This window comes from Olleya sp. KJ81-1 (genome assembly GCF_055808135.1).
The window spans coordinates 1,423,153-1,435,513 of record NZ_CM147854.1; the positions used below are offsets into that span (position 1 = coordinate 1,423,153).

Below are 12,361 nucleotides of genomic sequence, written 5' to 3' on the forward strand. Positions count from 1 at the left end.
CTAAAAAAATAATCCCATATATTAAACCTTATAAGTTTAATATAGTGATGAATGTTATTTTTAATATTCTATACGCGCTTTTTAGCACATTATCATTTATAACAATGTTTCCATTGTTAGAAGTGCTATTTCAAAAAAACTCAGAGCCTACAACTATTCTAAAAAAACCTGTGTATACTGACATTTGGAATATTACTGATTATTTAAAAGATTCATTCTTCTATGAAATTGGTAAACTTAATGAGATACATGGTCCTCAATATTCATTATTGTTAGCTGTTGGTTTAGTAATTACTACATTTTTACTCAAAAACTTATTTAACTATTTAGCGTCCTTTCATATGATGCATTTAAAAAATGGAGTTTTAAGTGATCTGCGTAAAAAAATGTATCAAAAAATTATAAGCTTATCAATACCTTTTTATTCAAATCGCACAAAAGGAGATATAATGGCTAGAATGTTAGGTGACATTAGCCAAGTACAATCATCATTTTTTGTTATTTTAGAACTTATTGTTAGAGAGCCTTTAACAATACTATTTACGATTTATGCTATGCTAAAAATTAGTGTAAATCTTACACTTTTTGTTTTTGTTTTCATGCCCATTTCTGGTTTTATAATTTCTAGAATCGGTAAAAATTTAAAATCAAAATCAACAAAAGCTCAAGAAGAATCAGGAAAACTCATATCAATTGTAGAAGAAAGCCTAACAGGATTAAAGGTTGTTAAAAGTTACAATGCAGAATCTAGTTTCACACAAAAATTCAATAATTCTGTTGACCGTTTATTAAAATTATCAAATAGTATAGGTAACAAAAACAACTTAGCCTCACCAATGAGTGAGTTTATGGGTATTGTTACAATTGCTATTCTTTTATGGTATGGAGGTAATCTAGTATTAGTTGAAAAAACACTTGAAGGCGAATTATTTTTAGTGTATCTACTATTAGCGTATAACATTTTAACACCAGCAAAAGCAATCTCTAAAGCATCATATTCTGTAAAAAATGGACTAGCTGCTGCAGAGCGAGTATTTGAAATATTAGAACAAGAGGAAACTATAATAACAAATAGTGATGCTATTGACTTAACAGACTTTTCACACGAAATCAATATCAAAAACATCAATTTTAGATATGAAGAAGAAAATGTGCTTAAAAAATTCAGCTTAAAAGTACCTAAAGGAAAATCTGTTGCTCTTGTAGGACAATCTGGAAGTGGAAAAAGTACAATAGCTAATTTACTGACTCGTTTTTATGATGTAAATGAAGGTAACATTACTATTGATGGTAATGACATAAAAAAAGTGACAAAAAAGTCTTTACGTAATCTAATGGGATTAGTAACACAAGATTCTATCCTATTTAATGACACCATAAAAAACAACATTTTAATAGGTAAACCTGATGCAACCGAAGATCAAATTATCGACGCTTTAAAAATTGCAAATGCTTGGGAGTTTGTTAGCGAGTTGCCAAAAGGTATTGAAACCAATGTTGGAGATGCTGGAAATAATTTTTCAGGTGGACAAAAACAACGTCTAAGTATTGCTAGAGCTGTACTTAAAAACCCTCCTATTATGATTTTGGATGAAGCTACCTCAGCTTTAGACACTGAAAGCGAACGCCTAGTCCAAGTTGCTTTAGAAAATATGATGAAAAACAGAACATCTATTGTTATTGCTCACAGGCTATCTACCATCCAAAATGCAGATCAAATTATTGTAATGCAAAAAGGTGAAATTGTAGAACAAGGCACACACACAGAACTATTAGATAAAAACGGTATGTATAAAAAGTTAGTAGAAATGCAAAGCTTTGAATAATTAAAACAAATAATTAATTAAAAAAAGGATAAACCAAGTTTATCCTTTTTTTTGTGCATTGCTAGATTTGGGGCCAACAACATAACCAAATTTAATAAGATAAATCTAAAGCAAATAATACTAAAAAACAAGTAAATTTTGTTTTTAAACCGACAAAACATACATTTAATCGTTTATTTCCGTATAAAACTATGATTTACAGATAGTTAATAATCATTAAAAATTCTAACAAAACTTTTAAACTATTAGCTTAAATTAGAGTCTAATATTTAATATGTCAGAGAACGAAACACTTTTAGTGCAGCAATTACAATCTGAATCAGAAAAAAACGCTGCTTTTAAAACACTAATCACGCTATACAAAGAGCGATTGTATTGGCACATTAGACATATAGTAAAATCTCATGACGATGCGGATGACGTTTTACAAAATACGTTTATAAAGGTTTTTAAAAACATTAATAAATTTAAAGGCGACAGCCAATTATACTCTTGGATTTATAGAATAGCAACTAACGAAGCTTTAACACATTTAAAAAGAAACGCAAAATTAAAAAACACTGCTAGTCACGATACTCAGGATTTAGCAATAAACAATTTACAATCGGACGTTTACTTTGAAGGAGAAGCCATACAGCTTAAACTTCAAAAAGCAATAGCAACACTTCCTGAAAAACAACAATTAGTGTTTAATATGAAATATTTTCAAGATTTAAAATACAGCGAACTATCAGAAATACTTGACACCAGCGAAGGAGCCTTAAAGGCATCCTACCATTTAGCTTCTAAAAAAATAGAAGCCTATTTAAAAGAACATTAAACCAATTACGTTTTTTTAGTCTTAATAATATAATGAAAAAAGAAAGCTTAAATACAATCAAGACTTCAGGATTTAAAATCCCTAAGGACTACTTTGAAGGATTAGAAGATGCCATTCTAGCGCAAGCAACATTAGAAGCACATTCTAAAACCTCTGGGTTTAAGGTTCCAGATGGTTATTTTGAAACTTTAGAAAACAATATTTTATCTAAATTAGATAAGCCAGAACCTAAAGTATTTAATCTGTTTAACAAAAAAACTATTGTATCATTATCTAGCGTTGCTGCAGCCATAGTACTATTATTTAATTTAAACCTATTTAAAGCAGCTCCTACATTAGACAGCTTAGATACAGATACTGTAGAAAACTATATTTTAGATGAAATAGAAATTAACGATCTTAACATGTTAATTAATGATTCGGAATTATCTCAAACAGATTTTATAGATTATAATTTAATTGAAGTTGAAGACTATATTGACGATATAGATTTAAACGACTTATACCAAGAATAAAACATATTACAATGAAAAAACATATTATAACATTACTAGTTTTAGTGTTTTCTTTTAGTGCAATTGCACAAAAAGATAAAATAAAACAACACGAAAAACTTAAAGCTTTAAAAGTAGCACACATTACAGAGCAGTTAGATTTTTCCTCCAAGGAAGCAGAAGCTTTTTGGCCTGTTTACAATGACTTTGAAGAACAAAAAAACAAATTAAGAGAAGCGTCTGACATCAAACGTAAGGATATTGATGTTACAAAATTAACTAACAAAGAAGCTGAAACCCTAATTAAGGACATGCAAGATTTGGAAGACGCTAGAGTAAAAAGCTATAAAATTTACGTAGATAAGCTTTCAAAAATAATTAGTTACAAAAAAATTGTATTACTATTTAATGCTGAACGCTCCTTTAAAAGAAAAATGATAGAAGAGTTTAGAGGAAGACACAAAGACAATAAAAAAGAGTAAAAAAAAGAAGCCAATAGGCTTCTTTTTTTGCATTAAACTTAAATTATTTTGATTTTAAATTCTTTGATTGAATAATTATGAGATTCTGAAATAAATTTAGAATGACGCTATTTCTACTATTCAAACAATCTATTTAAAGGTTAATTTACTAATCTTTTTATTTCCTGCAGCATACGCTGTTGTTTCATCTATAAACCTAATAGTATAATAACCATCATTACTTAAATGCGTCCACGTATTACCAGCGTCACTACTGTAATCTATTCCTTTAAATCCAATTGCAACTAATTGTTGCGCATTGCTATTTGGTACGTATTGTACACAGCTTCTGTAACCAGGTCCAGTACCATCAGACATAAGTTGCCATGTTTTTCCGCCATCAGTAGTCTTTATTTTATTAGCCACATTATCATCCGCTTTGGTGTAATCTCCACCTACTGCAAAACCATTGTTTTCATCATAAAAATCTATACTATAAATACCTGTAGTTTCTAAGCCTTGTATAATTGGTGTTTCAAAGACCTCCCAAGTGTTTCCTTTATCTGGAGAATATAAAATACGACTAGCCTTACCACCTGTAGCCACCCACGTTTTATCACCTACAATAGCTATATTAGTATCACTTGCAGCAAATGCAGCTTCGCCTTCTTTTGCTTTTGGTAACACCTCACAAGATAGTTTTGTCCAAGACTCTCCTCCATCTCTTGTTATAATTACACTTAAACAATCATCTGTTGGATCTCCAATTGCAATACCTTCTTGGTCATTCCAAAATTCCATAGCATCGTAGAATGCTTTTTCATGATTTTCTTGATACACGACTGTGTTTTTATGTAAATCAACATCTAAATTAAAAATCAAAGCAGGTGACCCTATACTTAACCCATAACCTTTATTACTAGTAACAGCCAAAGCTCTAAAATTTGGAATAATGGTATCATGTTTTATCTGAATGGGTAATACCTTTTTAATCGCATTATATCCTGGTAAATCATTATTAAAATACATACCAAACTTACCTTCAGACGTTAAATAGGCTAAACCAACAGTATCAATAATTTCAATAGCTCTTACATTTAAAGCATCATCTTCTATTAACGTTTCAATCTCAACAGTTGTAAAAGTGGTTTTAATTGGCTTTGATACCGTTTTATATTTACCAATACCACAACCGCCTAATCCAATTATAAACGAAATACTAAATATTAGATATATTATTTTTTTCATGATTATTAATTTTCTATAAAAATAGAAAAGCTCCACCATTACAGCGAAGCTTTACTGAAAAATAATCAACCAAAATTATTTACCCTTCTATTTTTAATGCTTTTATATCTATAATTAATTGCGCTATGGAAGCTCTATTTAATCCATTATAGATACCTCTTATGTGTTTATTTTTATCTATTAGTAAAAAATTTTCGGTGTGTAAAAAGTCATCAATACTTTTTATTTCTCCTAAATCACTTTCTACAAAATAGTGATCTCTTCCCAAATCATATATTTGTTGTCTATCGCCTGTTACTAAATGCCATTTATTAGCTATAACGTTATTATTGGTAGCATAAGCATTTAAAACAGAAACTGAATCTGTACTTGGCATTACCGAATGAGATAATAATAAAACGTCCTGATCGTTTTTAAATTCTTCCTGAATTTTGGCCATATTACCTGTCATTTTAGGACAAATACCTGGGCAGGTTGTAAAAAAGAAATCGGTTATATATATTTTATTATCAAACGTGCTTTGACTTACCGTTTCTCCTAATTGGTTTTGTAAAGAAAAGTCAGGGATTTTATGAAACGCCTTTTCCTCTTTAGTATTTGGTGTTAACCAGTGCGGTGTAAACGAGTCATCGTTGTAATATGGCAGATACTCTACTCTGCTGTTTTCAATTACTTTAATGTTTTCTTTTTTAACGTCCTTCTTACAACTAGTAAAAATTAACACTAGTATGATGCATAAGTATTTCATAAAACTATTTTTTTTCTGATTACAACTTCATCTTCTAATCTAACACATGAACTAGCCCGTCTCATACCAAAAATACGTCCATTTTTTGCTTCGTAATTAACATATAATTTGCCATTAGCTAACCACGCTTTTTGAAAACCAAGCTCTTTTCCATCCGCAAAATTTCTTAATTTAAACATTTGCCCATCAGGAAACCATTGTTTTTCTTCACCTTGCTTTACACCGTTTTCATAAAACGACTGCCCAGATAACTGACCATTTTCCCACCATGTTTTATAAACACCGTCTAACTTATTATTTTTATAATAAGATTCTAGTTGTAGTTTTTTATTTTTAGTCCAACGTTTTGCTACACCTTCTCTTCTTCCATTAAAAAAACCTAATTTTTCTTCTAAAACGCCATTTGGATAATATTTTAAAGAATAGCCTGTATATGGTTTGTCTTTGTAATACCATCTTCCTTTATTGCCATTAAGCACCAATGCTTCCTTTAATAATTCTACATTACCTATAACTATTGGCTGTTCCTTTTTAGTGACGGAATTACTATTTGTACTATCAGAAGCGTCTTTACAACCTGATATTGTAAATACTATTATTATAAAAAAAGAATTGGTCTCATGCTTTTATATTTTAGTAACCTTGGAATGGTCCTGCAAATAATACATATGCTGGTGCGTATGCATAATTGCTAGCAGGATATACTTCGTTTATTATATGGTAATGATACTCCTCTACTCCATTTGTGTATTGTGTAGTAGATGTATGACCACCAGAAGCATCTAAATCTGTAGGATTTGCACCTGTAGAACTACATTGTCTTCCATAGATAAATACACCGTCCAACAATATACCCACTAAGCTATCGTCGTTGCTAGTAATTGGTGTAGGCTCTAAATGGTAGTGATATACACCAGGACCTTTATGTGCACCAGCCCAATCTAAACTTCCAGCTGCTTGATCTAAATCTCCCATACCTTCCTGATCATTAAAAATAGACGCACCACTAACAGCAATACCAATAGTGTTTAATTGTGTAGTAACGGAGGCACCTGTTAAATTTGGTGTCGCATCCACTGTAAAACTTGCAGCTTCTCCTTGACCTCCGCCAATATATGTGTTTTGAGTTGTTTTAGTTACGCCAGGTTCATCAATATAAAGTGCATTATCAGGTTCCCAATAAATTGAAGTATGATCAGGAAATCCTGTCGTTTCAATATTTACTTGAGTACCATCATCAGAAAGAATTACTGTAACAGCATCCGAATTAAATGCTGAAAATGCTGCATGTAATTCTGTTACAGCTACTTCATCATCATCAGTAGTAGCTTCAATTACTGAATCATCACTTACTGAATCATCACTATTACAAGCTAATAATACTAAAGCAACAATTGATATGTACGTTAATGGTTTAAAAAAAGTTTCATACTATTAGTGTTTTAAGGTTATTTAAAGTTTAGATGCGTGTTATAAAAAAACTTGCTTTTTATTTTATATATATTAATTTCTTCCGCCTTGAGGACGTCCGCCTTGTGGTCTTTGTCCTCCATTTTTTGAGGCTTTTTCTAATTCTTCTTTTGTAATATAACCGTCATCGTCTGTATCTATTTTAGAAAAATCTTCAGCGATAGGTCCCTTAACCTCATTTTTAGAGAGCTTCCCATCTTTATTAGCATCCATTTGTTCTATTATCTGCGATGCTTCCGGTCGTCCTCCTTGACTATTCTTCTGACCATTTGGAGGTGCATGTTGCTCTGCTTCCACTTCTCCCATTACACAACGACCAACATACGGAAACTGATTAGTCACTAAATACATATACTTCCCATCTATAGTAATACCATTACACTCGTCTAAATCTCCATAACCAGCTACATACTCGTAATCTGAACCATACGTTCCGTCATGATGTCCTCCAACAGCAATATCCATATGCTGATGTGGATTATCATAAGTACAATCCTCACCTTCTCTGGTTCCGTCTAACAATTTAAAGCTAGGTTTATACTGTCCACTTTTTGAATAGTACATAGGAAAACCATCATGAGCAAATCCAATATGAACCAAATCTTGTCCTGTATCAAATTTTGAAATCATAGACGTAGGCGTCCCATGATAATGATAAGCACCTGTAGGTTGTACATGTGCATGATTAAAATCTAAACCAAGATCTATAACATCCTGAATAGCCTCTACACGATAATTTTCTCCTGTATCACACACTACAACCTCTGCGGTTTGAGGCTCAAATTTAATTCCGTTTAAAGCAATTCCTGGTTCTCTCATCCATTGCGCTTTACCAGTATATTTTGGTATTAATGGAAATGAATAAGTGATATCCTGAGGCGCAATAGTATTTGGATTACCTGGATTAGGAAAAACTCCTGTGTCATGGTTTGGTAATGAATTGGTCACCATAATACGCGTATCTCCAACAATACTAACTTTAGTTTTAGTCCCAAAAGTAGCATCCTCTAAATCGTAATTCCCGTAATAATTGTCAGATGATGTAACAACATGATCTGTATCATGAGAATGATTTGGAGTACCATCATGACTATGAGACGTAGATTTTTTTTGACTATTACAACCAAACAAAAGTCCAATAATCACTAGTGTAATAATTTTAAATATATTTTTCATTTGTTTGGCTATTCTTGTTTAAAATCAGTCTCTTTTTTTACGTTTAGGCTTATCATCAGTTTCAAAAAACGCCTTTAATTCTTCCAAATCTAACTCACCATCACTATTAGTATCTATCTTACTAAAATTATCAGATAATTCAATTTTATTTTTAGCAGCTACTTCTAATTCATTTAATGTTCCGTCACCATTATCATCAATAGCTTTGATTATTTTTTTAGCTGAAATTTTTCTAGGCTTACTATCATCTAAAGACACTTTTAATTCATCCAAATCAATCACTCCATCTTCGTTAGCGTCAATTAAATCAAAATCTTCTGATATTTTCCCTCTTTCATCACTAGCTGCTTCATCTTTATCAATCACTAGATCTTTATTAGTGTCTAATTTTGAAAGAATTTCAGACGCATCTGGTGCTCCTCCACGTTGCTGACCTCTTTCACCTCCTCTTCCACCTTGTCTACCTCCACCTCTTTGAGCAAATACGCTAAAACATAATAGCATTGAAAAGACTGTTAATACTGTTTTTAATTGGTTATTTTTCATTTTTAAATACTGTTTATAAGCTTTAGATGCTTTTATTCTAAAAAACTTGTGATAAAATATTTTTATATTGAATTTATTTTGTCTTAATAGTATATCGTTATTATAAAGGCCTCATAAGTTTTACATAATGAAGCCTTTAACTGCTATTAAAAAACTAATTAATTATTTTTAATCTAAGTAATCACTAACTGCTGTTGCACGAGATGATACATGTGTATTTAACAGGTTAACTGCATTTTGGAAATCCGAACCATTTTCTAAAAAACTATAACCTGCAACTTCTGATGTTGCATAAGGTTGTATTAATGCTGCATAATTTGCGTACAGAGACTGAATTGTGCTAACATTAAAAGCATTATCTACTACGTCTTGAACATAGGTATCATATTGCGCTTTGTAAACCGAGTCTTGATACAAATAACCTATTAATGGCCATTCAGAGTTGTTTAATCCTGAAAAATCCAATGGTAATGAGCCTCCCATTTTTCCTGTTTGCAAAGCTTCGTTATTATCCCATGGTATCCATGTTAGTTTACTAGTATCGGGATTGTTATATAAAAAATAATTATGTGTCATCCTTCCATAAGTATCCCAATTTTGAACGACTGTATTAACTGCTAAGTATTTTATAAAGACATCTGTATCAAACACAGCGTCAAGATTTGCTCTCCATGATTCTGGGTCTGTAGTTCTCGAACCATCATTTATTACAGCTAATAAACTAGCAACATCATCAAAATCGCCTTCATCTTCGTTAGTTTTTTTAACGTATTCACTTTCATTATAAGTTCCCATAGCAAAACTAGCAGCAACACCATCTGGCTTGTATAAATTACCATCATCATCAGAAAATTGTGTATCTAAAACGGTATCATCTACTTCTTCCACCATAGTGTACAGTCCAAAATATTGTGGTCCATCACCATGGTCTACATAAACGGTATAAAATGCAGTATGTGAGGCTACTAATCCTGAGTTTCTAAAAACATCTGTCGCTACTTTTTCGCGCAACATAGACTTATCATCAAAGTTATTTTTAAGACTTAACTTTTTAAAACCATAAAAACGTTGGTTGTCTATTTGTGGATAATCATCTTCAAACTCATCAAAATCTAATTTAAGCGATAGTTTTAAAATTCCATTTTGCCAGCTAGTTTGTAAACTAGAATTACCTTTAAATCTAACACCTACGCGATACCATTCAATACCGTTATAAAATACTTCGGCAGGTACAAAAATTGGATCTTCGTCAATTTCTGTTAAAACACCACCACCAGCTCCTCCTCCTGGACCGCCTGCACCAGCTCCAAAAGTTCCGTAAAGGCTTGTCATATTATCAAGCATAGATTGCCAACGTGCTTCAGTAATTACTATATCTAATCTTTTTACAGCGTTATCTTCAAATACCTCTTCAAAATTAGGATCTGCATCTTTACTGTGCGTCTCAGAAGTCCAATCTGTGGCTTCAAAATCAGTATCGTCAATTACTCCAACGTCTTCATCCTCTATTTCAGTTGTTGTAACGCTATCATCGTCATTACAAGAAGTAAAGGCTGTAAGCGTTATACCAAATATAACTGCTATTAATAAAAGGTTTAATTTGCTTTTTATATACTTCATATTATTTATGGTTTATTGGTTATGTTATTTAATTAGTTACGTTCTCTTTTTTTGGTTTTGGTGCTTTTTTAAATTCGGCTTCAGATATAAATCCGTCTTCATCTGTATCAATTTTATCAAAATTTTCTTTTAAAGGTCCTTTGATTTCGGATTTAGATAATTTACCGTCTTCATCTTTATCCAATTCTTTTAATAACTGACTAAATGTTGGTGGTTCTTTTTTCTGTTTATCGCTAGATTGAGCGTTAACACTAGTTACACTTAAAACTGTTAAACCAAACACTAATACTGCTGTACTTAATATGTTGTTTTTCATGACTAAAAATTTATTTGTTATGGTATTTAGATGTCTAGTTTTAAAATAACTTGTGGCCAACTATGTTAAACAAAACACAAAAAAAAGACCTTCAATTTACCGAAGGTCTTTTTATATTTTTTAATAACACTGTGTTTTAATCTGGTCTATTAGGATTTCTTGGTCCTTGATTATCAAATCTTCGCGCTTTTTTTATTATAGATTTAAATTGTTCTTTTTGTTTATCATCACACAAATTATAAATTGCCCTTAATCTTTTAAACAATTCGTGTTCTCTTGTAATTGTTTTGTCTGCAATATTTGCTATTAAATTATCTATCTCTTGTTGATCAATTGAAGCTGCAGTAATATTACTAAACAACTGGTCTTTTAAAGACCTAGTAGCATCACCAACTGCACGCATATTATTGTGATGTTTAGCTTCTAAACTTTTAAATTGTGCTAATTGTTGGTCATTAAATTTTAACTCAGCTGCAATAAAATCTCCTGATGCTTTAGGTCCATTCTGACCTGGACGACCTATATAATTGAATAGAAAAAAGCCATTCATTATAATTAAAACAATAAGTAAAAGATATAAAACGGTGTGTTTTTTCATGATTATAATTTTAAAAATGAAGATTCTGAATCTGAGTTCAATCCATAATCTGAGGCAAAACTAGAAATAGCGTCGTTATATTTTGTGCTATTAATTTGACGGATAGCATATACGTTAACAATTACAACACAAACTAACGTTGCTAATTGTAATTGCGGTGTAAACCAACTCCAAAATTTAGAAGTTACCTGTTTTTCTGCAAACATTTTTTGCATAGTTTTATCCTTAAAAAAAGGAGAAACTTGGACACTATTTAAAGTATCTAAAGCATTTAATGTGCTATCTATTTTATCTTGAATGTTATTATTTGTGTTCATATTAATTTAGATGTAATAGTCTTAAAAAACTTGTGTTACTCTTGATTTTTATAAAAATTTTCTAGTGTTTTTTGTAAATTCTTTTTAGCTCTAAACAGCAAAGACTCAATAGATCCAACACTTTTATTAGTAATTTCACTAATTTCTTTATAGCTTTTATCGTCAATTTTATTTAGCGTAAAAACTATCCGTTGTGCTTCAGGTAATTTATTAATAGCTAAAAATAAGATTTCACTAGTTTCTTTTTGTTCTAACACTAATCCTGGATGATTAATCTCTGTAAAGTAACTAGCTTTATCCAGATTATAATCATTGCTTGATAATGACTCTAAAAAAGCAAAACGTTTTTTAGCATTTTTTTCTAATAAATTCTAAACATTTATTGGTAGTAATCCTATAAATCCATGTGGACAACTTAGATTCTTGCTTAAATTTATGAATAGAATTAAAAACTTCCACAAAAACCTCTTGTGCGATATCCTCTGCATCTTCCCTATTTGGTACAAATGACAGACAAGTCCCAAACACTTTGTGCTGAAAATCCTCCAAAAGCTTACCATAAGAGGCGCTACTTTTAGCCTTAAGCTGGTGTATAAAATCTGTTTCTGTCAAAAATGGTTAGATATTCTATTAATAAGTTTGGATGCAATACTTTTAAAAAACTTGCGCATTTAATTAAAATTATTTTTCAAATGACAAATCTATAATATCTTAATACTAA

Annotated in this window: 16 protein-coding genes; 4 read left to right on the forward strand and 12 right to left on the reverse strand. The window is 31.0% G+C overall.

Annotation, left to right across the window (positions count from 1 at the left end; genetic code table 11):
• Window positions 1-47 precede the first annotated feature (47 nt).
• From AC0L3M_RS06745 to AC0L3M_RS06760, 4 genes are all read left to right on the forward strand, one after another.
• On the forward strand, window positions 48-1,826 hold the full coding sequence (locus AC0L3M_RS06745; RefSeq protein WP_473432297.1) for an ABC transporter ATP-binding protein: 1,779 nt from the start codon (window positions 48-50) through the stop codon (window positions 1,824-1,826).
• Between the two features lie 274 nt (window positions 1,827-2,100).
• Window positions 2,101-2,646: an RNA polymerase sigma factor gene (locus AC0L3M_RS06750; protein WP_145002158.1), complete on the forward strand. Its 546-nt coding sequence runs from the start codon at window positions 2,101-2,103 to the stop codon at window positions 2,644-2,646.
• 32 nt (window positions 2,647-2,678) lie between these two features.
• Complete coding sequence (locus AC0L3M_RS06755; protein WP_292946519.1) at window positions 2,679-3,161, forward strand: hypothetical protein; 483 nt, start codon at window positions 2,679-2,681, stop codon at window positions 3,159-3,161.
• 11 nt (window positions 3,162-3,172) lie between these two features.
• Entirely contained in the window at window positions 3,173-3,622 is a 450-nt protein-coding gene (locus AC0L3M_RS06760) for a hypothetical protein (RefSeq protein WP_473432298.1), read from the forward strand.
• 129 nt (window positions 3,623-3,751) lie between these two features.
• On the opposite strand, the gene AC0L3M_RS06765 is transcribed toward AC0L3M_RS06760, so the two are convergent.
• From AC0L3M_RS06765 to AC0L3M_RS06820, 12 genes are all read right to left on the reverse strand, one after another.
• The gene (locus AC0L3M_RS06765; RefSeq protein WP_473432299.1) at window positions 3,752-4,849 is read right to left on the reverse strand and encodes a WD40/YVTN/BNR-like repeat-containing protein; all 1,098 of its coding nucleotides are present in this window, start codon (window positions 4,847-4,849) and stop codon (window positions 3,752-3,754) included.
• Between the two features lie 79 nt (window positions 4,850-4,928).
• Window positions 4,929-5,597 (reverse strand): SCO family protein, encoded by a 669-nt coding sequence (locus AC0L3M_RS06770; protein WP_473432300.1) that lies wholly within the window; start codon window positions 5,595-5,597, stop codon window positions 4,929-4,931.
• Window positions 5,594-6,076: a toxin-antitoxin system YwqK family antitoxin gene (locus AC0L3M_RS06775; protein WP_473432301.1), complete on the reverse strand. Its 483-nt coding sequence runs from the start codon at window positions 6,074-6,076 to the stop codon at window positions 5,594-5,596. The genes AC0L3M_RS06770 and AC0L3M_RS06775 overlap by 4 nt, the downstream gene beginning before the upstream one ends.
• Before the next feature lie 154 nt (window positions 6,077-6,230).
• Window positions 6,231-6,674 carry a YHYH protein gene (locus AC0L3M_RS06780; protein ID WP_473432302.1) on the reverse strand — a complete coding sequence of 148 codons (444 nt, stop codon included), beginning with the start codon at window positions 6,672-6,674 and terminating at the stop codon, window positions 6,231-6,233.
• A gap of 426 nt (window positions 6,675-7,100) precedes the next feature.
• Entirely contained in the window at window positions 7,101-8,243 is a 1,143-nt protein-coding gene (locus AC0L3M_RS06785; RefSeq protein WP_473432303.1) for a YHYH protein, read from the reverse strand.
• Window positions 8,244-8,267: 24 nt separating this feature from the next.
• Entirely contained in the window at window positions 8,268-8,789 is a 522-nt protein-coding gene (locus AC0L3M_RS06790) for a hypothetical protein (RefSeq protein WP_473432304.1), read from the reverse strand.
• Window positions 8,790-8,957: 168 nt separating this feature from the next.
• Window positions 8,958-10,409 carry a CotH kinase family protein gene (locus AC0L3M_RS06795; protein ID WP_473432305.1) on the reverse strand — a complete coding sequence of 484 codons (1,452 nt, stop codon included), beginning with the start codon at window positions 10,407-10,409 and terminating at the stop codon, window positions 8,958-8,960.
• Between the two features lie 28 nt (window positions 10,410-10,437).
• Window positions 10,438-10,725 carry an EF-hand domain-containing protein gene (locus tag AC0L3M_RS06800; RefSeq protein ID WP_473432306.1) on the reverse strand — a complete coding sequence of 96 codons (288 nt, stop codon included), beginning with the start codon at window positions 10,723-10,725 and terminating at the stop codon, window positions 10,438-10,440.
• Window positions 10,726-10,861: 136 nt separating this feature from the next.
• Entirely contained in the window at window positions 10,862-11,323 is a 462-nt protein-coding gene (locus tag AC0L3M_RS06805) for a Spy/CpxP family protein refolding chaperone (protein ID WP_473432307.1), read from the reverse strand.
• Window positions 11,324-11,325: 2 nt separating this feature from the next.
• Entirely contained in the window at window positions 11,326-11,640 is a 315-nt protein-coding gene (locus AC0L3M_RS06810; RefSeq protein ID WP_473432308.1) for a hypothetical protein, read from the reverse strand.
• Window positions 11,641-11,675: 35 nt separating this feature from the next.
• Entirely contained in the window at window positions 11,676-11,897 is a 222-nt protein-coding gene (locus AC0L3M_RS06815) for an RNA polymerase sigma factor (RefSeq protein ID WP_473432309.1), read from the reverse strand.
• A 91-nt stretch (window positions 11,898-11,988) separates the two neighbouring features.
• Window positions 11,989-12,252, reverse strand: a complete 264-nt coding sequence (locus AC0L3M_RS06820; RefSeq protein ID WP_473432310.1) for an RNA polymerase sigma factor — start codon at window positions 12,250-12,252, stop codon at window positions 11,989-11,991.
• Window positions 12,253-12,361: the final 109 nt, after the last annotated feature.